At 50.4% G+C, this 20,324-nt stretch carries 18 protein-coding genes; 9 read left to right on the forward strand and 9 right to left on the reverse strand.

All coding sequences use genetic code 11. The features are described 5' to 3' along the window. Positions 1-3 precede the first annotated feature (3 nt). From ACVHNU_RS01455 to ACVHNU_RS01475, 5 genes are all read left to right on the forward strand, one after another. The gene (locus ACVHNU_RS01455) at positions 4-768 is read left to right on the forward strand and encodes an amino acid ABC transporter ATP-binding protein (RefSeq protein WP_003221897.1); all 765 of its coding nucleotides are present in this window, start codon (positions 4-6) and stop codon (positions 766-768) included. 136 nt (positions 769-904) lie between these two features. Next, complete coding sequence (locus tag ACVHNU_RS01460) at positions 905-1,564, forward strand: FadR/GntR family transcriptional regulator (protein WP_338800873.1); 660 nt, start codon at positions 905-907, stop codon at positions 1,562-1,564. After that, positions 1,554-2,840 (forward strand): CynX/NimT family MFS transporter, encoded by a 1,287-nt coding sequence (locus ACVHNU_RS01465; RefSeq protein WP_003221898.1) that lies wholly within the window; start codon positions 1,554-1,556, stop codon positions 2,838-2,840. Before ACVHNU_RS01460 ends, ACVHNU_RS01465 begins: the two co-directional genes overlap by 11 nt. A 236-nt stretch (positions 2,841-3,076) precedes the next feature. After that, positions 3,077-3,547: a nuclear transport factor 2 family protein gene (locus tag ACVHNU_RS01470; RefSeq protein WP_003221901.1), complete on the forward strand. Its 471-nt coding sequence runs from the start codon at positions 3,077-3,079 to the stop codon at positions 3,545-3,547. 39 nt (positions 3,548-3,586) lie between these two features. After that, a complete protein-coding gene (locus ACVHNU_RS01475; protein ID WP_003221903.1) occupies positions 3,587-3,889 on the forward strand; it encodes a GIY-YIG nuclease family protein in 303 nt (100 codons plus the stop codon). A gap of 315 nt (positions 3,890-4,204) precedes the next feature. On the opposite strand, the gene ACVHNU_RS01480 is transcribed toward ACVHNU_RS01475, so the two are convergent. From ACVHNU_RS01480 to ACVHNU_RS01500, 5 genes are all read right to left on the reverse strand, one after another. Further along, positions 4,205-4,693, reverse strand: a complete 489-nt coding sequence (locus tag ACVHNU_RS01480; protein WP_108592614.1) for a hypothetical protein — start codon at positions 4,691-4,693, stop codon at positions 4,205-4,207. Positions 4,694-4,851: 158 nt separating this feature from the next. After that, positions 4,852-6,027 carry an alpha/beta hydrolase gene (locus ACVHNU_RS01485; protein WP_473018858.1) on the reverse strand — a complete coding sequence of 392 codons (1,176 nt, stop codon included), beginning with the start codon at positions 6,025-6,027 and terminating at the stop codon, positions 4,852-4,854. Position 6,028: 1 nt separating this feature from the next. Then, positions 6,029-6,469, reverse strand: a complete 441-nt coding sequence (locus ACVHNU_RS01490; RefSeq protein WP_108592616.1) for a response regulator — start codon at positions 6,467-6,469, stop codon at positions 6,029-6,031. Beyond that, entirely contained in the window at positions 6,417-9,779 is a 3,363-nt protein-coding gene (locus tag ACVHNU_RS01495) for a histidine kinase (RefSeq protein ID WP_473018859.1), read from the reverse strand. Before ACVHNU_RS01495 ends, ACVHNU_RS01490 begins: the two co-directional genes overlap by 53 nt. 400 nt (positions 9,780-10,179) lie before the next feature. Next, the gene (locus ACVHNU_RS01500; protein ID WP_473018860.1) at positions 10,180-10,395 is read right to left on the reverse strand and encodes a hypothetical protein; all 216 of its coding nucleotides are present in this window, start codon (positions 10,393-10,395) and stop codon (positions 10,180-10,182) included. A gap of 503 nt (positions 10,396-10,898) precedes the next feature. Here ACVHNU_RS01500 and ACVHNU_RS01505 point away from each other — a divergent pair. Together ACVHNU_RS01505 and ACVHNU_RS01510 are read left to right on the forward strand one after the other, a co-directional pair. Then, the gene (locus tag ACVHNU_RS01505; protein WP_473018861.1) at positions 10,899-11,726 is read left to right on the forward strand and encodes a hypothetical protein; all 828 of its coding nucleotides are present in this window, start codon (positions 10,899-10,901) and stop codon (positions 11,724-11,726) included. A 405-nt stretch (positions 11,727-12,131) separates the two neighbouring features. After that, positions 12,132-12,284 carry a hypothetical protein gene (locus ACVHNU_RS01510; RefSeq protein ID WP_473018862.1) on the forward strand — a complete coding sequence of 51 codons (153 nt, stop codon included), beginning with the start codon at positions 12,132-12,134 and terminating at the stop codon, positions 12,282-12,284. A gap of 135 nt (positions 12,285-12,419) precedes the next feature. Here ACVHNU_RS01510 and ACVHNU_RS01515 read toward each other — a convergent pair whose 3' ends face one another. Then, positions 12,420-13,646: a zinc-dependent alcohol dehydrogenase gene (locus ACVHNU_RS01515; protein ID WP_187601156.1), complete on the reverse strand. Its 1,227-nt coding sequence runs from the start codon at positions 13,644-13,646 to the stop codon at positions 12,420-12,422. 433 nt (positions 13,647-14,079) lie between these two features. On the opposite strand from ACVHNU_RS01515, the gene ACVHNU_RS01520 reads away from it, so the two are divergent. Beyond that, entirely contained in the window at positions 14,080-14,895 is an 816-nt protein-coding gene (locus tag ACVHNU_RS01520; protein WP_034139786.1) for an alpha/beta fold hydrolase, read from the forward strand. Beyond that, the gene (locus ACVHNU_RS01525; protein WP_473018863.1) at positions 14,885-16,057 is read left to right on the forward strand and encodes a PAS domain-containing sensor histidine kinase; all 1,173 of its coding nucleotides are present in this window, start codon (positions 14,885-14,887) and stop codon (positions 16,055-16,057) included. Before ACVHNU_RS01520 ends, ACVHNU_RS01525 begins: the two co-directional genes overlap by 11 nt. 14 nt (positions 16,058-16,071) lie before the next feature. Here the strand turns inward: ACVHNU_RS01525 and cydB are convergent, their stop codons facing one another. The 3 genes from cydB to ACVHNU_RS01540 form a co-directional block, all read right to left on the reverse strand. Next, positions 16,072-17,073 carry a cytochrome d ubiquinol oxidase subunit II gene (cydB, locus tag ACVHNU_RS01530; RefSeq protein WP_473018864.1) on the reverse strand — a complete coding sequence of 334 codons (1,002 nt, stop codon included), beginning with the start codon at positions 17,071-17,073 and terminating at the stop codon, positions 16,072-16,074. Between the two features lie 12 nt (positions 17,074-17,085). Continuing rightward, the gene (locus ACVHNU_RS01535) at positions 17,086-18,462 is read right to left on the reverse strand and encodes a cytochrome ubiquinol oxidase subunit I (protein WP_473018865.1); all 1,377 of its coding nucleotides are present in this window, start codon (positions 18,460-18,462) and stop codon (positions 17,086-17,088) included. 281 nt (positions 18,463-18,743) lie between these two features. Further along, complete coding sequence (locus tag ACVHNU_RS01540) at positions 18,744-20,321, reverse strand: sensor domain-containing diguanylate cyclase (RefSeq protein WP_473018866.1); 1,578 nt, start codon at positions 20,319-20,321, stop codon at positions 18,744-18,746. Positions 20,322-20,324 lie beyond the last annotated feature (3 nt).

The following is a 20,324-nucleotide window of genomic DNA, read 5'->3' on the forward strand; positions in this document are numbered from 1 at the left end:
TAAATGAGCGAAGCAATCAAAAAGCCTGTGGGCCCTGAAGGCATTATTCAGATGCAGGGCGTGAACAAGTGGTACGGCCAGTTCCACGTGCTGAAAGACATCAACCTCAACGTCAAACAGGGTGAGCGTATCGTCCTGTGCGGCCCGTCGGGTTCCGGCAAGTCGACCACCATCCGCTGCCTCAATCGTCTGGAAGAGCACCAGCAGGGGCGCATCGTCGTCGACGGCGTGGAACTGACCAACGACCTCAAGCAGATCGAAGCGATCCGCCGCGAAGTCGGCATGGTGTTCCAGCACTTCAACCTGTTCCCGCACCTGACCATCCTGCAGAACTGCACGCTGGCGCCGATGTGGGTGCGCAAGATGCCCAAGCGCAAGGCCGAGGAAATCGCCATGCATTATCTGGAGCGCGTACGCATTCCGGAGCAGGCGCATAAATTCCCGGGGCAACTGTCCGGCGGTCAGCAACAGCGCGTGGCGATTGCTCGCGCACTGTGCATGAAACCGAAAATCATGCTGTTCGACGAACCGACCTCGGCCCTCGACCCGGAGATGGTCAAAGAGGTGCTGGACACCATGATCGGCCTCGCCGAGGACGGCATGACCATGCTCTGCGTGACCCACGAAATGGGCTTCGCCCGCACCGTGGCCAACCGCGTGATCTTCATGGACAAGGGCGAAATCGTCGAGCAGGCAGCACCGAACGACTTCTTCGACAACCCGCAGAATGACCGTACCAAACTGTTCCTGAGCCAGATCCTGCATTGATCTAATTCAGGCAATGAAATAAACCCGGACCTGTTCCGGGTTTATTTTTGCCCGCGATTTGCCCCTTGTGCCGATTCGGTTGCCTGACTACCATGTCAGGAAATTCATCCTATGATTGGATGAAAGGGCGAATTTCATGACAGACATCTCACCTTTGATCAAGCGATCCCTGGTCGATCAGGCCCTGGATCAGCTGCGCCAGCGCATCACCGATGGCGTGTGGCAGGTCGGCGCACGGCTGCCGACCGAGCCGGAGCTGTGCAGCGAGTTGGGCATCAGCCGCAACACCGTGCGCGAAGCCATGCGCGTGCTGGCGTTTTCCGGGTTGATCGAAATCCGTCAGGGCGACGGCAGTTATCTGCGCGCAGTGGTCGATCCGATGGACACGCTCAAGGCGTTGTCCCGTTGCTCGCTGGAGCAGGCGCGCGAAACCCGGCACATCCTCGAAGTCGAGGCGATTGGCCTGGCCGCGTTGCGCCGCACCGATGAAGATCTGGTGGCACTGCGCGAAGCGCTCGGCACCAGCGGCAGCCACTACCACGGCGATCTCGACACTTACATTTCCTGCGATCTGGTGTTCCACCGCCGTCTGGTGGACGCCGCGCACAACCCCACCCTCAGCGAGTTGTATCGCTATTTCTCCAGCATCGTCGGCGCGCAATTGCGCCAGACGCTGAACATCGTCCCGCGCCGTCAGGAAGTGTTCGACCTGCACATCGAGTTGCTCGATGCCGTCGAACAACGCGACCCGGAACGGGCCAAAGCCATATCGAGGCAGTTGATCAATGAACCTTGAAACCGAGAACAACCTCTCAACCCCCAAGCGCACGGCAGAACTCGAAGAGCTGCTGATCGACGCCGAGGCCGACGACGAACAGGTGCAGCAAAGCCATCCGCTGGTGCGCCGCCCGTGGCTGTTGCTGCTGGGGCTGATTCTGGTGGCGCTGAACCTGCGCCCGGCGCTGTCGAGCATGGCGCCGCTGCTCAGCGAAGTGTCGAAAAGCCTCGGGCTGTCTGCTGCGCAGGCCGGTCTGCTGACCACGTTGCCGGTGCTGTGCCTGGGCCTGTTCGCACCGCTGGCGCCGATACTGGCGCGGCGTTTCGGCGCTGAGCGGGTGGTGCTGGGGATTCTGCTGACCCTGGCCGCCGGCATCATTGTGCGCAGCAACTTCGGTGAGATCGGCCTGTTCGCCGGCAGTGTTCTCGGTGGCGCGAGCATCGGCATCATCGGTGTACTGCTGCCGGGCATCGTCAAACGCGACTTCGCCAAACACGCCGGAACCATGACCGGCGTCTACACCATGGCCCTGTGCCTTGGTGCGGCAATGGCCGCGGGTTCGACCGTGCCGTTGAGCGAGCACTTCGACCACAGCTGGGCGCTGGGCCTGGGTTTCTGGGTGATCCCGGCGCTGGTGGCGGCGCTGTTCTGGCTGCCGCAAGTCGGGCAGAAACACGGCGCGCACCACGTCGCCTATCGGGTGCGTGGGCTGTTGCGCGATCCGCTGGCCTGGCAAGTGACCTTGTACATGGGCCTGCAATCGTCGCTGGCGTACATCGTGTTCGGCTGGTTGCCGTCGATCCTGATCGGCCGCGGGCTGACCCCGACCCAGGCCGGGCTGGTGCTGTCCGGCTCGGTGATCATCCAGCTCGCCAGTTCGCTGGCGGCGCCGTGGCTGGCGACCCGTGGCAAGGATCAGCGGCTGGCGATCGTGGTGGTGATGGCGCTGACCCTCGGTGGTCTGTTCGGTTGCCTCTATGCGCCGATTGAAGGCCTGTGGGGCTGGGCGATTCTGCTGGGCCTGGGGCAGGGCGGTACGTTCAGCCTGGCGCTGACCTTGATCGTGCTGCGCTCACGGGATTCGCACGTCGCGGCGAACCTGTCGAGCATGTCCCAGGGCTTCGGTTATACGCTGGCTTCGATGGGACCGTTCGCGGTCGGCGTGGTGCATGACTGGACCGGCGGCTGGAATGCGGTGGGCTGGATTTTCGGCATCATCGGCACCGGGGCGATCATTGCCGGGCTGGGTGCCGGCCGCTCGCTGTACGTGCAAGTGCAAAGCGAAAAAATCTGACACGTAGCCCTTTTTTGGGGCCAGTGATATCCCATGTGGGAGCGAGCCTGCTCGCGAAGACGGTGGTTCAGGCACAGATCATGTTGAATGTGCCGGCCTCTTCGCGAGCAAGCTCGCTCCCACAGTTTTTGCGGTGCTTTAAATCTTGCGTGGTATTCGCTCTGCGAATGCCGATAGTGTTTCTTCGATTTGCAGCTTATCGTGCTGGCAATCTGTCCATTTCCTGGAGTTTGCCCATGAGCGAAGCCCACGCCGCCCTGATCACCCGCTTCTACCAGGCCTTCCAGCGCCTCGACGCCGAGGCCATGGCCGCCTGCTACACCGACGATGTGGTGTTCAGCGATCCGGCCTTCGGTGAACTGCGCGGGCGCGATGCCGGCGACATGTGGCGCATGCTCACCACCCGCGCCAAGGACTTCTCCCTGACTTTCGACAATGTCCGCGCCGACGAGCGCAGTGGCGGCGCGCACTGGGTGGCGACTTACCTGTTCAGCCAGACCGGCAACGTGGTGATCAACGATATTCAGGCGCGCTTCGTCTTTCGTGACGGCAAGATCTGCGAGCACCACGACCACTTCGACCTATGGCGCTGGTCGCGGCAGGCGTTGGGTTTCAAAGGCTTGCTGCTGGGCTGGACGCCGCTGGTGCGCAACGCCGTCCGTGCGCAGGCGCTGAAAGGGCTGAAGGCATTTCAGGCCGGTCGCTGATAAGATCGCGGCCTGTTTCCTACACGTCCAGATCCCGAAGTGACCAGCCTCAGCGAAAAACCACTTGATGTCGTCGAGCCAGTGAGCAAGTCCTGGTTCGTCTACCTCGTGCGCGCGGCCAACGGTTCGCTGTATTGCGGGATCAGCGACGACCCGGTGCGCCGCTTCGCCAAGCATCAGAGCGGCAAGGGCGCGCGCTTCTTCCTGTCCAGCCCGGCGATGGCGCTGGTCTACACCGAACGTTGCCGCGACAAGAGCGATGCGTTGCGTCAGGAACGCTTGATCAAGAAGCTGCGCAAGAGCGCCAAGGAATGCCTTGTCGCGTCTTATCAATCTGACTGATCGGTTCCCATCAGTTCTGGTGCCTTGTTAACAGTTAGTTGTCAATTTAATTAGGTAAATCAAAAGGTTGAATAGGCTGATATTTTTTGATTTTTGTGAAGGATGAAATATTAAATCTTTCCAATGTGGATGAGTGGTTCTACAAAACTCACCGACATATTGATTTGGTACGACGCTCAGCCCCGAATGATCTACCTCCATGACTTGCGCGAAGGAGTTGGAGACCGCAAACGGACTCCGCAAAGACTGAACTGAATGGTGTGCCTTTGTCACAGTTCTAGACCGGAAGTACACCTTCGCTAAGACGGAAATATCTCAGGTCGCCCGGGAGTATTTATGAGGATTACACAGCGCACTTTGTCCCCACCAAATGTCTTTCACTGCCAGATAGTTATAGTAATTCCTGAAACCTACGCTAGCGACTGTTCTCAATTGGTCGATATCCTTTTTAAGCAAGATCTCCAAATTTTCTAGGCTCTGCGCTTCATTTTCTTTCGAGCGAGCATTGGAAATAACTAGGTTAAGGTAATCCATGTGTTCGTCTAACTCTTCGACTTTAATTCCGCCGAAACCCGCGGACATGTAGTTGTCTCGAAATGAACTAAACGGATACAAGTTGTTTTTACGTTCATCAGTACGCCCCAGAAATTCGATTAAAGCTTTGGCTCTCAGCTCATCCGCCTTGGCTTCAATCATTTGATGTCGCACATTTTTGAGCTCCATTTGAGTTACCAATAGCATATCTTCTGCAAGCTTTATTTGAGCGCAAATAGTGTTTGAATCAAGCGATGGTATCTTAAGCATCTTGCATATCCATGGTTGGTTTGGAAATATTTGTAAGTTATTTATATGGGCGAGTATGTGGAAAATTTAACATCAACGTCTCTTTTGATTCTCTCGCCATCGATAGTGGAGTACATGTGGTATTTGATGGCGATATGTTGTTTAATTGGTCTAAAGTTTTATCGCATAGTTAAAGCGTAAATTATCGCAGCTGCGCCGCCAATATAAAAGAGTGGTTTTATTATGGTGATTATCTTTACAGCAAGGTCAACAAGGTCGTGGCCAAAGTAGTGGTTACGATCATCGTGAGGTATAGGCGCAACGTCCAATGTCAACGTTTCCGTCCAAAATCTATTGTAGAACGAAGAATTTTCATAGTCTTCAAAATATAAAGAATGTCCGCCTTTATAGTAACGATTCATAAACTTCCGTGAGTGTTGAGTTCTGAATCCCACTCTGCCAGCGTCTCCCGTGCCCCAGAGAAGCAACCTAGAAGATAATAGAACTGCATCGTTAATACCGCATTCATTTATAGTTATTTTTGAACATCTTAATATGGGGCTAATGTCAGTATCATGAGGTAGGGGGCTCCCGCACATTATGACGCACTTTACTACTTCGGCCGTTTTAATTTTTTTTAGCGCTTCCAGCAAGACATATGTACCAAAGCTATGAGCGACGATATATACATGTTTGCCTGGATTGGCTTCTAAAGCCGATATTACCTGTTGTGATGCTTGCTTTGCTTTTCGATTTCTTAAATATGGTATCGCAAAAGAAACAATGTCATAAAATCCATATTTTACATCTACAAACTCAAAATCCCTGGAATAGGCTTGCATTGAACTGCCCAAAGCTTCTTGCCATTTTCCGAAAGTTCTGATGCCATGAATTGTAATTAACAGTCTGTCTACTTCGTGACGAACAATTTTTCTTTTGGCACCTATAAGGCTTTGTATCTGCTCCCCTAAAGTATCCAGCCAATCAATGTTAGATACTGAACCATCTAAAACAACTATGGCGTTCTTTTGAAACTCTCCTTGATGCTTTTGTAGGTACTCGATATCCGCGGTGAGTCCTACTGTTAGAGACGGTCGAATATACTTTTTATTTGGATCGCATATGTCTGAGAGAAGCTTTGTACTATTCACCGCCGATGGGGTGCCTTTGAGCTTTTTCGGTAACAGAACGTCTAGTACAAGAAGGTCGAAATGTTCAAGTAGCGCTTGACGTGCCAAATCCGAAGATTCGCAGACTTTAATATAGAGCGAGCCTGGAGGATGGGCCTTTTCTATGGAGTCTACGATCAATTCAACTCTTGTTTCGCTGTCGTCAACAATCAAAATTTTTATCAATTTATAAGCGCTCTATGATCCCTGAAAGCTTTTCTTTCCACACTGAGTTTGTTGAATCAAAAAAAACTATCCCTTTATAATGTTCACCCATAACTGCTAGTAAGTCATTGATTTCATCAATGTTAAGGTTTTTTGTTTCGTCACTAAAGTCTGTATAGCCTGTTAGTACAGCAAAGGGACTCAGGCGATTAAGTTTCTTTAATCTAGTGACGATGTCTTTTCCTGCCAAAGTCCTAAAACGGCCGCCCCTATCTGTATCTGTCCGGTCAAATGTCGGCATGCTCATATCTAAGACTATAAAATCGAACTGTCGCTCAGTAGCAATGGCAAGGCCGCTGTTATAAGAGGCTGCCTCAGATATCTCGACTTCAAACTCTTGTGTAAGATAATCAAATATCTTTTCTCTCTTCAGGTGGTTGTCTTCTATTATTAAAACTTTCATGATTCAGCTCCACTACTGCGTAGAATTTATTGTCATCTATATTGATATCGAACGAAAATCCTGAGGAGGAATTGTGAAGGAGGTTGTATATTTTATAAAGTCCACTACCACCTTCTTCTCTACTTAGATTAGAGTTTTTTTCGTTCCAGGTCGACCTGTGTTTGGTCATGAACTCATTTCTATCACCAAATGTTTCCGGCTCTATAAGGTTTGTTATTTGTATGATTTCCTTATTTTCCTCAGAGTAGCAGTCGATACTCACAATAGAGTTTGATTTACGATACTTTACTGCGTTTTCAATTGCAGTGAATAGTGCAATAAAAAGTGATCGGCTTTCGCGATAGTTTAAGGTAAGTTCTTTTCTCGGTTGGTTGAAATTAATTTGTGCTCCTTTATGGCTGTAAATTGATTTAAAAGAAGTCACCGATGCGTCAACGACTACTGCCAATTTTTCAAGAGTGTTTGCTCCGTCTGCTCCTACGAATCGAAACCAATTAAGAACTAATTCTATTTCTTTGCTGAAGTTGGATCTGCAATTCTTAATCTCTTGCATCAATTCGCCCATAGGGGCGCCAGCCTTGGTAAAGGTTATGTTGTTTTCAAGGAGCTGTATTTCATTAAGTATTTGTGGGTGAAGAGTATCATTAATTAACGTTTGCGCCTTTTTTGCATGCTCAGCAGACAGCTCCCACATAAAGTCAATCAAAGCATTAAAGAAGCTTTCAAAGTTACTGTGCGCATCAATTAGCTTAGAGATCTCGACTAGGCGGTGATAGTACGCCGAGAAATCAAAGATATATTCGTCGATTCCGAAGCCATCAACTGTTACTCTGAAAAAATTGTTTGTTTTCTTAAGTATTGTATCTATGTTTCTTGAGAAATCTTTAAAATGCTGATCAACTTCATCCTTGATAGGCGTTGATAAGTAGGAGTATTTGTCATCCCAAAAAATATTGGGCAAGTATTCGCCGTTTTTTTCCACCGTAATCAAGTGTGCTTTTTCGAAGCATGCTCTAAGTTGTGTAATGAATACAGTGTGTCTGATTTCTGCACTGAGATATTTATCAAGACCGTAATTTTCATTTAAGGCAAAGTCTCTGGCGGTATTGTTAAATATCTTATATAAAATGCTTGTTTTTTCGTTGGACGTAACTGCCCTGGGCAGGCCAGAATTGTCAGCTGTGATTTCTAGAATATCAGCAGAGTGTCTGTTGATATCTTCTTTTAGGTTTATAGGGTCAAGTACCGTGCCCCCTTCTATAGACTTCGCTTGTTCAAAAAGAGTTTTGTATGATTGTTTTCTGTGCGTCTCTAGCGCTTGTACATCTACAAAAAGTTTACCAGTTTCAATTTTTGCTCTCAGTTTGTCCGAGAATAAAGTTTCAAGGACTTTGTCCTTCTCCAATTTGAGTTCTTCACTATCGCTGGGGAAAGTTAGAATTAATTTGTCTAATATGGCCACTCGTTCATGAATGACTTCATCATTATTTTTGTAAGCGCCGACATTGTCTAGCTGAGATGATATGCAAATATTTCTTAGGTAGTAAGCTTCGTTCTTGTCTATGTTATTTTTATGGAATAAGTCAGTCGGTTTGTGCGTGCTGTTCGCATCTAATAGGTCAACGAATAACTCGGACTTTATCTCATCGTATGCTCCATTTATCTCTTTGCCGTAAATGTCCAGTATTATCAGGCATGAGATCATAGTCGCATTGTCAGATTTTTCTAAGTCAGAAACCTCTCTGCAGATGACATTCATAGGGAGATGATAAAAGGAAAATTTGTTTAAAAAATAGTTGTCGATGGCGAAGTTTATGAGCTTCATCCAACTCTTGGTGTTTTTATATTGTCTCGACTGAACCTTAAGGAAGTCTGATAAAATTGGGAACTGCGTGCGATCTAGGTCTTTGACTGAATGCGCGTCGTGTTGGTGCCTGATTGTCCTTTCAATAGGAATTTGGTCTGCGCGTGAGTCAAGTACCACTTGTAGCGTGTGATTCTGAGAATTTGCTTTAGGCGTATTGAAAGGTCCTAGCGCGCGTGTATCCTTTCTACTCAGCTCTATCACGGAGCTATCAACAATCTCCTCTAGTACGCACGAAAGATGGAACATTAACGACTTTGACCACAATTCATTTCGGAATTTAACGCACATCTTATGTAGATATTCAATCCGCTCATCGCTATTCGGTTCAAGCATAAGGATGCTTGCAAAGCTATTAGATAGATGATCGTATAAGGTTTTCTCGGAGCGGTCATTGTTGTAAAGCTTTGATCTCGCAAAAATCTCTATTAGTCCAACAGGTAGCTGTGATCTTTGATTTACAAGATCGACTACTGAATTGATTACATTGTCGTAAGCACCGTGAGTGTAGTCATCCACTATTTTAAGTATTTTTGGATGCAGTTGGTCGTCTGAAGTTGAACTATTATCTACTAGCCTTTTGAGTTCTCCATCATCGAGAAAATCAGCAAGTTGTCGAATCTTTTCTATAAGGAATGTGTCAATAGTGCCATCTTTTAAATAAATTTCTGATATTATTGTTTTGAAAAGTATATATTGATCAATTACTGATTCCATCCGGTAAAGGTATAGTTGATCTAGCGTCAGCCTTCTATCTGGGTCGAACGAGATAGGTAGTTGCATGCACGAAATAACAGCGCCATATTCTATGGCGCTTTGAATGCCCGAGGCTCGGTACTCATTGAGTTGTGAATCTAAAATTCCCGCAAAAACTCCAATAGAACTGCTTTCGGACATGAGCAGAATTTCTTTAATTCTGCTGGAGACATCATGGTTGGGAAAGCTATCTTTGATGTTTTGGATGTACTCTTTAACAGATTCCCTGTTTAATTCTTTTAAAATGTGTACTTTGTTTTCTATTGCCCACCAACTGATACTAATGGAGTCAACTGTATTCAGGTGGTCCAGTGCGTTATTTGCATTTCCCGCTAGCAGTTCAGCATTAAAGTTAATGCGTGCTTCGTTAAAGCTTTTAAGTTGTGTAGCGCATCTATGAAATAAGCCTAAAGCCCAATAAATATAGTTCTCTTGAGAAACAAAATTTTTGACACTTACTATGTGGTAGTGATTCTTACTTTCGTAAATTGGGACTAACATCGATGGCAGTTGTTTGTTCTTGGCGAGCTCTAGAATCTGATCAAGTCTGCGGGCGTCACTAAGTTTTTTGAGTTGAGTTACAATTCTGTACCCAACGTTAGCCATTGTTTCGCCATGCCGCCTCATGTAGATGTTAGGGTCGCTTGATATCCTTGTGCGGGATTTTATTTTAACTTTTTTCTTAGCCAATTTATAAGCGTCCCTAGATCATATACAAGTTGTGAAGAATGTATACTTAAGACAAAATTTTTGTCGATAGTGAATTTTTCTTTTCTGAACTTCTGCAAATGCAGATCTCAGTTTGGTATCCATTGCAGCAATCACGCCTACTCTTAGATTACACCCAAATCGCCTTGATGGCACATTGATGTTGTGGCTTGAGCGTCGGGTGTGGCCAATGGCAGCAGTAGATCCTGATCTGAGATCTGAACTGCGGACTGTGCCTTGTCCATAGGTTCCTTACCACAAAGGCGTAACGCATAACCTACAAAGCTGGGTGACGATAGCGTGATATGAGTTACTAGGGTTTTGAACACCTATGCCTCGTGGTACTCCCAGTGCATGTCAAGATAACGGTTGCAGCAGGTGATTAGCGCGATTCTAGGGCCTTTAGACGTGCCAATCCTTGCTTGATATAGCCTGCATTTTCACCAATGGTCTCAAGTGATGCCCGCACGTTCTCACCGACGTCTCCTGGCTCTCGTTGCTCCACCCATAGGGTTAGTTCCATGAGAGCCGCTTCTAGTGCGAGTTGATTGTGATAAATCCTTTCTAAAACGTCGGTCAGTGAGTATTCGCTGTGCATGCTATCGATTCCATTCAGGCTGAGGAGGGGGGCAATCCGAGTCCGATTTCACCAGATTAGAGCAAATTATTTTCGAATTTGCATCACGTCAAACGACGCATCTATGGCGGAGGTTTTGAGTTATTTTAATAATGTCTATAAAAAACAATTGGTTGCCCCAGCTGGAGCAGTGTCTCACTCAGTCGTGGATGTACCGTGCATGAGTACGCTGAGCGTACTGACTATTGCTTGAAGTGAATTGGAAGGTTTCTTTGGACTCCAGGGTGTTAGCCGCAGGGCCTAGATGCAGAAAAATACGATGCAGACTTGTGTCATGGACGGAGTGCGCACGTCCAATCGAATTAACGGAATATCAGTTAAAGGAACTGTGAATTGACTATTTTGGATGTTTTTTGAAAAGGCTACAGGTTTACGTATACTGTGTATTGATTTTCAATATTAAAATTGGATTTAATATATTTTGGATTTTGTTGCTTTTCTTTGCTTTAGCAAGGAGGTGATGTGTGAAGTATGAGTTCGGATTTTTTTCAGTTTCGATGGTTACACGCAGATTGGAAGTTCTGCGCGAAATTAGTATTGAGGTAGGAGGTTTATGGATCGATAAGGCTGTAGATCCTAGAGGTTATTCCTCTTTGGCTGAGGAGGGAGACTTTAGTTTTTGTTGGGGTCCCTCCAACTTTTTAAGAATGTCGGCTAACGCACTTGAGGGGAGGGGTGGAGATGATTTTGTAGAGGAGGTAAAAAGACTATATTTAAAGGTTTTGAGATTTAATGGTGAGGCGGAAATTTATAAATATTTGGATGGGTTTTTGGTTGGCGGTAAAGTTGAGGTAAAAGATGCGATAAAGTTTTATATAGTAAGGTCGCGAAGTATAATCTGCCCGCTACAGCGAGCTGCTTATATTTATATTTTGCTTAATGAGCGGCTGAAAGATATTCCTTTGGGATGGGTTTTAGCAAGTTTGTATTCGGCGCTAATTCTTATCCAGGGGGGAGAGTTTCCCGCAACACTTTTTTGTGGGAAATTTCAATCGCAATTAGTGCAATCAGTCTCAGATAAATATTGCCCTTCTTTCTATGATTATTTTTCACTTTATGTTCAAGCAGCCATTGTGGTTTTAGGTTGTAATCCAAAAGTTATAAATGAAATTGAAAGCTCGCTTTTAAGGCGCACTATGCATGTGTTCGGCAATCGAGAGCTAGCGGATCGCTGGTTGAGCAAGCCTTCAATAAAATATGGTGGTTTACCCCCACGTGTAGCGGTGATATCTGGTTATGAATTGGAGGTTTTTGAAAACTTGGTTAAGATTGAGAGTGGTTTCTGGGGGTAATGTCTGTCTCAGGACTATGCCTGCTGTATGAAACTCCAAACTGTCTTTAAGGTTTCCGTGGTGCTTCAAAAATGGTAGTTCGTATGCAAAAGGTATTTCCATGCGTGGTTGAAGGGAGTTGTGACATTTGACAATAAATGCAACTGATTGGAAATTGATGCAACTCACATGTGATGCGGATCTTTAAGTGTTTATGCTTCAAAGCCAAGTATTGCGGGTGTTTCTCAACAGACTCTCGTGCGGCTCGGCGTTTTAAACTCTAGCCACCCACTCGTCACCGGTATTGAACCGTAAACGTGCAGACCTTTCTACCGTCCATACTTGGAGGGTCATGTCATGTATGAAGACAGAAAAGCACAGGCACTGGAAACCTAGCAGCGACTATTCACTCATCCTGAAATTCGAATGAGCGCTCCTGAGCAATACGATGAATTACTGCGCCTTGCCGAGGAGTATTGCGAAGAGGGGTTCATCACCAAAGAGGAGCGCAGAGCGATGATTGAGAAAGCGACGGCGAATTATCGGCGGGCAGTTGAAGGCATGGGCCAAGGAACCTAGGGCTATTCTGGTTTATGGCGACGGTAGCCTGCTGCAAGTATGAAGCCTGTCATCCAATGGTGAGGACAGGCTTCACTCCAACAGTCACGGCTTAAGTTTTGGCACTATCTGCGGCCAGCAGGATAAGGGTCACCGTTAGGCGACTGGGACCATTGGCGGAGTCTCATTCACGTCAGCCAGTGGTACGTCGCTGCTGCCAGGTGTCAGGATAACCTTGCGACAGTTTTCCTGTTTCTTGTCGAAGATCCGGTAACCTTCCGCTGCCTGTTCCAGCGACATCCTGTGGGTGATGATGGCCTCGGGTTGCAACCGACCCGTCTCAATGTGTTCCAACAGCTCAGGCAAGAACCGCTGCACATGAGTCTGACCCATTTTGAACGTCAGGCCCTTGTCGAACGCATCGCCGAATAGAAAACCGTGAATGAACCCTGAGTACACGCCGGGCACACTCACCACGCCGCCGCGCCGTACCGCGGCGATGCACTGGCGCAGTGCTTTGCCGCTACTGCCTTCCAGCTTGAGAGTGGCGAGTACTGTTTCGGTGGTGCTGCCCTTGGCTTCGAACCCCACGGCGTCGATCACCCCGTCCACCCCCCTGCTACCCGGAGTCTGCCGGATGATGGTGTCGGCCGGATCATCATCGTCATCAAAGTTGATCGGGATAACACCGTAAGTACGCTGCGCATACTCAAGGCGATACGCATGATGATCGACCATGAAGATGCGCTCAGCACCGAGCATGCGGGCGCAGGCGGCGCTCAGCAGTCCCACCGGGCCAGCGCCGTAGATGGCCACACTTGAACCTTGACCGATATTTGCATTGAGAACCGCCTGCCAGGCGGTTGGCAGGATATCGGAGAGAAACAGCACCTTCTCATCCGCCAGCGTGCCTGGAACCTTAAATGGCCCAGTGTTGGCTTTAGGCACCCTAACCAGTTCAGCCTGACCTCCCGGAATGCCGCCATACATTCGGCTATAACCGAACAGTGCCGCCGGCGGCGGAATCCGTTTTTTGTTCATCGCCGCGCCCGGGCCGGTATTCGTCGTCTCACACGCGGCGTAAAGCTCCTGTTGGCAAAAGAAACAATCACCACAGGCGATGACAAACGGAATCACCACCCGATCACCGCGCTGGACCGCAGTCACGCCAGAACCGGTCTCCTCGACGATGCCCATGAACTCGTGACCGAAGATATCGCCATGCTCGACGGTGGGAATCTTGCCGCGATACAGGTGCAAATCAGAACCACAGATGGCTGTGGCGGTGACGCGCAGAATAATGTCGTCCGGCGCTTCTAGTACCGGATCCGGCACGCTCTCGACTCTGACGTCATGGGCGCCGTGATAGGTCATTGCTCGCATGGTGATGTCCTCGTACGTTCAATAAAAGACGTTGGTCTTCATACCGAAGGACTCGGGCACACTGGAGTTCAGTAAGCTTTCTTAAAGTCAGATCAGCGGACGATAACGAAGGAATTCAGGACGCAAGTCCGATTTAAACGGTAATCCGATCATTCGACATAGACATCCACCGGGTGGTGACTTTCATCGCATGGATTCCACCCGGCATGATTTGAACCAAAAGCCGCAGAGGCTGCCAAAATCATACGCTTAACATACTGAATAAAAATCACCTCCCCCGCCATCCGACCCCATAGTACTGATAGATCGCAGCACGTGTTTTCTGAATACTCTCTTAACAGGTAGCTATTGTAATGGTCTGCGTGACCGCAACCCGCGCTATCTACAATGCCGAAAATGCCAAAACACCTTAGATACTCTCGGGATGACGCGCATGAACCTGCGATACCGCAACAACATAAAAGTGATGGGTGAAGGTCCTTCGACACTGATCTTTTCCCACGGTTTTGGCTGTGACCAGAGCATGTGGCGCTATTTGGTCGACCACTTCACGTCTCGTTTTAAGATTGTCCTTTATGACCTTGTCGGGTCGGGGCAGTCAGATATCGGCGCGTATGATCGGGAAAAATACAGTTCCTTGATGGGATACGCCCATGATCTGGGCGAAATCGTCGATCATTTTGCCACTGGTGAAGTAATTCTGGTCGGCCACTCTGTTAGCGCCATGATAGGTGTCCTACTGGACCGCCTATGCCCTGGAAAAATTGCGGCGCATGTGATGATTGGCCCTTCACCCTGCTACATTGACTCCGATGACTATGTGGGGGGATTCAAACTCGAAGACATCCAGTCCTTGCTCGACACGCTGGACAGCAACTACCTTGGCTGGTCCAGCAATATGGCACCGGTAATCATGGGCGCGCCCGGGCAACCTGCACTGGGAGAAGAACTGACCAATAGCTTCTGCCGTACCGACCCTGAGATCGCCAAGCAATTCGCACGCGTGACGTTCATGTCAGACAATCGCAAGGACGTTGCGGGATTGGTCACACCAACCTTGATTCTGCAATCCACCGACGATTTCATCGCTCCCATCGCCGTAGGTGAATATCTGCATGCTGTACTTCCCAACAGCACACTCAGCTTGGTGGCTAACGTTGGTCATTGCCCACACATGAGCGCACCGAGTGCCTGTTCGGAAGCCATGGACAGCTTCCTGACGCTGAGGGCAGGTGCGGATGTCGACTGACGCACCGCCAGGTCCCGACTCGCAGACACTATTTGAAGGCGCGCCTTGCGGCCTCGTGGTTACGCAAGAGGACGGGACGATTTTGCTCGCCAACCTGACATTTTGCTGTTGGATCGGCTTCGACGCCTGCTCTTTGATCGGGCGGCGTTTCCAAGACCTGTTGACAATAGGCGGCCGTATATTTCACCAAACCCATTGGGCGCCGCTGATGCGTATGCAAGGCTCAGTAGCCGAGGTGAAGCTCGATCTGGTCCACAAGGACAAACATTGCGTCACAATGCTGCTTAACGGTGTAAGGCGCGAAAATGCCGATGGTGCTTTTTTTGAACTGGCACTATTCACGATAAGCGATCGCGACAAATATGAGCGCGAACTACTCAGCTCCCGAAAAGTCGCCGAAGGTCTACTGCACGAGAAAACCGTTGCGGAAACTGCGCTTCAGCTTGCTCAAAGCGAGTTGAAAATAGCCTACGAAAAGGCCGAACGTCGTGCCTCATTCGCCGAGCAGATGGTTGCTATCGTCAGCCATGACCTGAAAACACCGCTGACTGCGATAAAAATGGCGTCTGACATGTTAACCCGAGACGAACTGTCTGCTAAGCAATTCAAAATGCTCGGCCATATCAGCCAGTCAGCTGGCCGCGCTGAACGAATGATTGCCGATCTGTTGGACTTTACCTTGGCCCGGGTCGGCCGAGGAATAGCAGTAACGCCGGCCCCGGTTGATCTGCATACTTTAGTCAGCCTGAGTGTCGATGAATTGCGCGTCGCTTTTCCCGCTGCAAATTTGCAGCATCAATGCAATGGATCGGGTATCGCATACATTGATGCAGATCGGGTACAGCAAGTTATTGGCAACCTGGTTGCTAACAGCGTTGCATATGGAGATTTGAAGCAGCCGATCATCATCACTTCATCTTTTGAAGAGCATCAAACCATTGTGTCCGTTCGCAACCAGGGCGCGATTATCCCTGAGTCATTGATGGCGACTCTATTCGAACCCATGATCCGCGGCACCAACGACCGTAACGCGCGCAGCGTAGGGCTTGGATTGTTCATCGTGAGGGAAATCGCCAGGTCCCATGGAGGGAACGTCATGGTGCGTTCCAATACCGAAGAAGGCACAACGTTTGAAGTCTTTTTTCCACAAATTCAGTCTTAGAAACCCGCAATTTTTCAGCTTTTTGTTCCCACACGTACCTTGCCGCTGAAGACTCTGAATCCATGAGTGTTGTAGATCAACGTCACCGGTATCAACACGGCAAAGCCGACGAGCATGAAGACCTGGCTATTGGGCTTTGAGGTGGCGGCTTGCAGCGTCAGACCCGGGGGAATGATCAGCGGGTAAAGCGCGACGAGCATCAAGGCGAACGCCAGTACGAATACACCCAGGGCGCAGAACAGCGGTACCCAGTCAAAACGACTGCGAAACCCTGATCGGAATACCACCAGCAAAGCCATCAGAATCAAAACCGCGGGTACCCACACCACCGGCGCCGTCAGCCGCTGCGAGTACTGATCGTGCAAGGTGGTGGTCCAAGCGACTAAAACCAGCAGAAGCCCTGCCGTGCCCCAAGCCAGCTGCTTCGCCTGACGCGCAGAACGGTGCTGCAGTTCATCAACGGTTCGCCAATACAGCCAGCAAGCGCCCAGCCAAGTATAGCCCAGCACGAGTACGAGGCCGCAAAATAGCGGAAAGGGTTCGAGCCACTCGCGGCCATCGCCACTGTACTGACTGCCCAGATGGGGGACGCCTTTGACCAGGGTGCCGAGCACAATACCTTGAATCAGTCCCGTGCACAGGGAGCCACACAGCAACACGCCGTCGATCAGCCGTTTAACGCGCTCGCTGGGCGCGTGATCACGAAATTCAAGCGCCATTGCACGCAGTATCAATGCCAGAAACATGGCGATAAATGGCACGTACAGCGCGGGGAGCAGAATGGCGTAGGCCAGCGGAAACAAAGCCAGAAGCCCGCCGCCACCGAGAACGAGCCAGGTTTCGTTGGCATCCCAAATCGGCAGGATGGTCACAGCCATGGCGCGTCGATTGCGGCTGCTATGCGTCAGGCCCAGCAGTATGCCGACACCCAGATCGGTTCCGTCGAGCAACACATAGTTCATCACCGAGAATGCCAGAGCTGCTGCACACAACAGGGTCAGCCAGTCAGTGTCCATCGACTCGTTTCCTCAAGACCGTCCAGTTTCGTCAGGCAATGTTGGTTGCGGACCCGGCTCCCCACGGCGCGGTGGCTCACGTAGCAAACGCATCAGCACCCACAAGCCGATGCCGAATACCAGCAGATAGAACAGCAGAATTCCCCACGTAGAAGTCACCACCTGCTCGCGTGAGAACCGTGACACGCTGTCGGCCGTGCGCAGTAGCCCGTAGACGGTAAAGGGCTGACGCCCGACCTCAGTGACGATCCAACCACTGAGCATCGCTACAAATCCCGTTGGGGCCATCAGCACACAGCTCCATAACCACCCGCGTGCAATGTACAGACGCTTACGAAAGCGAAGAACGAGGCTGGCGATGCCTTGCGCCAACATCATCAACCCCAGCCCGACCATCAGGCGAAATGCGAAAAATACTGGCGGCACCGGCGGAATGTCCTCAGGCGCGAACTCGTCCAGTGCGGCGATGGTGCCGCTCAGGTCGTGACGAAGGTAAAGCGAGCCGATCCGCGGAATAGCCACTTCCCAGTGATTGCGTCTTTCGGACATATCCGGCCAGCCGAATAGGCGCAGCGGTTCACCCGCACCTGCGGGTGGACGCGTCCACGAACCTTCAATGGCGGCTACCTTCTGCGGTTGAACCTTCAAAGTGTGTTCGCCATGTAGGTCGCCGACCACAATTTGCGCGGGAGTTAGAGCCACGACCGTCCATAAGGCCATGGACAATTGCAGGCGTGCGCGGGGATTGTGCGAGGTTTTGAGCAACTGCCAGGCACTGGCGCCGGCCACCAGCGTTGCCGAACCCAGCAGCGCGGCCAATGTCATATGCGCCAGGCGATAGGGGAACGAGGGATTGAAAATGATCGCCCACCAGTCTTCGGCCAGAAAGCGCCCTTCCCTTGTCATCGAATAGCCTGCGGGTGTGTGCATCCAGGAGTTGGCCGACAGTATCCAAAATGCGCTGATCAACGAACCCATGGCTACGGCACCAGTGGCGAAGAAATGCAGTCGTGGGCCGACCTTCTTCAATCCGAAAAGCATGATGCCCAAGAACCCGGCCTCGAGGAAAAACGCCGCCAACACTTCGTAGAACATCAACGGTCCAAGAATATCGCCCGCCTGTACCACCAGACGCGACCAGTTCAGCCCAAACTGATATTCCAGAATCAGCCCTGACGCCGTACCCACCGCCACATTCAGGGCGAATATCTTGAGCAAGTAGTGATAGACATCCAGATAGACTTCGCGACCGGTCTTGAGCCACAACGCCTCGAGTACCAGTAGAAAATTCGACAGACCGATGGTGAACGCCGCCAGCACGATGTGAAAACTGATGGTGATCGCGAACTGGGCACGCGCCGCCGTGAGGACTGAGTCGAGGGCTTCCACGTATGACTCCCGGCTTGTGATCAGACGATTAGGTTGCTCAACACTTCTGTGAGCGCTTGCCGCTATGGCGTTTCGCTTTCTCACTCGAGAATTGGAACGTTTCCACTCAATGTCGAGCCGACCTATTCATCATAGTTGCGCCTACCAACAGTGATAGCGCACCCATTTGTCGTTTTGTAGGCGGGCGAGGAGCACTGCTGTGGTGCCTGTGGCGAGCAGATACCGAGGATGCTTTTCAGGGTGCACGCTTGAAGTGTTTTTTGCGCTCGCTTGTTCGCCTTTCAGTCAGCGATCACGCTCATGTTTCGGCCGCTGGTCTTGGCAATGTAGAGCGCTTTATCAGCAGCACCAATCAGATCGTCCGGGGTGTCCTCAGTTCTTGGGCTACAGGCGCTTACACCGATGCTGACCGTCACTATCCCCTGCTCGCTGTCTTTGTGTGCAATCTGGGCTTGTTCTACTGCGTTGCGGATCTTTTGCGCGACGATAAAAGCCCCAACGTAATCGGTTGCCGGCAAAACAACTGCGAATTCCTCGCCGCCAAATCGTGCAGCGAGATCACCTGGTCTCTTAATGTTTTCAAGGATGATCCCACTCAGCCTGCGTAGACACTCGTCACCGACCAAGTGGCCATACCGATCATTGAAACGCTTGAAGTGATCGACGTCGATCATCAGCAAGGCCAGGGTGGTGTGACCACGTTTGGCCCTTCCCATCTCAGCCTGCGTGAACAAGTCGAACTGGCGACGGTTTGCGAGCCCGGTCAGTGCGTCTTCCAAGGCGAGCAGTTCGAGGGTTCGATTCACATCAAGCAGCTTGTCTTGAGCGCCCAGTAATTCGTTTTGAATTCGGTTCTGTTGTTTCATCAACCGGATGAAGCGATAGCCGATCCCACCCAAAACGCTCATCAGCAAAATTACGATGGCGGAGCTCATCAATGTTTCCTGCCGCCAGCTTTCCAATACCTCCTCTTTATTCATGGCTGAAAACACCACGAGAGGATACCCACTGACCCGTCGAAACCCGACGACGCGTTCTACACCATCTACGTATGATCTGACCGTGGCCGTTCCAGATGGCCCCTTTGGTAGCAACTGGGTGAATAGCGGGCCGTCCGCAACGCTGCTGCCAATGATCGCATCGTTAAAGGGGCGTCGGATGATGATTCTGGCGTCGGAGGAAATCAGGTTGATGACGCCATTGCTGCCAATATCGATGCTGTTGTAGAGCTTGAGAAAATGATCAAGATAGATGGTTGACAATGCCACGCCGGCAAAACTGCCATCAGGGTTATTGATCCGGCGCGAAACTGGCAGGACCCAATCGCCCGTTGAGCGACTTTTGATGGACAGCCCTACATGCGGGCCTCGGTCAGGATGATCGCGATGGTAGATAAAATACTCACGATCGGAGTTATTTGCGTTCGGCGGCAGGATGCCGCTCGAGTCCGCTATCCAAGCTCCGTTCTGGTCATAGATAAATAACCCATGTAACTGTGGCAGCTCATTTCGTTGCGCGTTGAGCAGACGTCTTAGAGGAGGTAAATGCTCAGAGCTCATTCCTTCCGTTTCAATTCGATCGACCAAGCTGAACAGCACGGTGTCGGCTTGTTTGATGGATGCCTGAGCTTGTGACGCCAGGGTTTGCGCGAGGTTGGCCATTGACACTTCCTTGTCGTGCAACCGGTACTCACGCGAACTCCAGCCCTCCCAGATGGCAACCACCACTAGCGAAAGGCAAACTGCCAGGAGAAAGCCGATCGCTGCGCGAACCTTGTCTTTCGTCACCCCGTGCTCAGACGTGGTGAGCTCTGCTTCCTTAACTTTTGCAAGACCAGCTGCGAAAGACTCATGAGGCATAAT

The organism is Pseudomonas sp. Ors-4-3C (genome assembly GCF_055755035.1).

Bases quoted from the DNA above. Each gene is read 5' to 3' on its own strand.
- ACVHNU_RS01515 (WP_187601156.1), bottom strand. From the start codon at position 13,646: ATGCGAGCAATGACCTATCACGGCGCCCATGACGTCAGAGTCGAGAGC.
- ACVHNU_RS01470 (WP_003221901.1), top strand. From the start codon at position 3,077: ATGAGCGAAGCCCACGCCGCCCTGATCACCCGCTTCTACCAGGCCTTC.
- ACVHNU_RS01460 (WP_338800873.1), top strand. From the start codon at position 905: ATGACAGACATCTCACCTTTGATCAAGCGATCCCTGGTCGATCAGGCC.
- ACVHNU_RS01510 (WP_473018862.1), top strand. From the start codon at position 12,132: ATGAGCGCTCCTGAGCAATACGATGAATTACTGCGCCTTGCCGAGGAG.
- ACVHNU_RS01455 (WP_003221897.1), top strand. From the start codon at position 4: ATGAGCGAAGCAATCAAAAAGCCTGTGGGCCCTGAAGGCATTATTCAG.
- ACVHNU_RS01525 (WP_473018863.1), top strand. From the start codon at position 14,885: ATGTCGACTGACGCACCGCCAGGTCCCGACTCGCAGACACTATTTGAA.
- ACVHNU_RS01465 (WP_003221898.1), top strand. From the start codon at position 1,554: ATGAACCTTGAAACCGAGAACAACCTCTCAACCCCCAAGCGCACGGCA.
- ACVHNU_RS01520 (WP_034139786.1), top strand. From the start codon at position 14,080: ATGAACCTGCGATACCGCAACAACATAAAAGTGATGGGTGAAGGTCCT.
- cydB (WP_473018864.1), bottom strand. From the start codon at position 17,073: ATGGACACTGACTGGCTGACCCTGTTGTGTGCAGCAGCTCTGGCATTC.
- ACVHNU_RS01500 (WP_473018860.1), bottom strand. From the start codon at position 10,395: ATGCACAGCGAATACTCACTGACCGACGTTTTAGAAAGGATTTATCAC.
- ACVHNU_RS01490 (WP_108592616.1), bottom strand. From the start codon at position 6,469: ATGAAAGTTTTAATAATAGAAGACAACCACCTGAAGAGAGAAAAGATA.
- ACVHNU_RS01540 (WP_473018866.1), bottom strand. From the start codon at position 20,321: ATGCCTCATGAGTCTTTCGCAGCTGGTCTTGCAAAAGTTAAGGAAGCA.
- ACVHNU_RS01480 (WP_108592614.1), bottom strand. From the start codon at position 4,693: ATGCTTAAGATACCATCGCTTGATTCAAACACTATTTGCGCTCAAATA.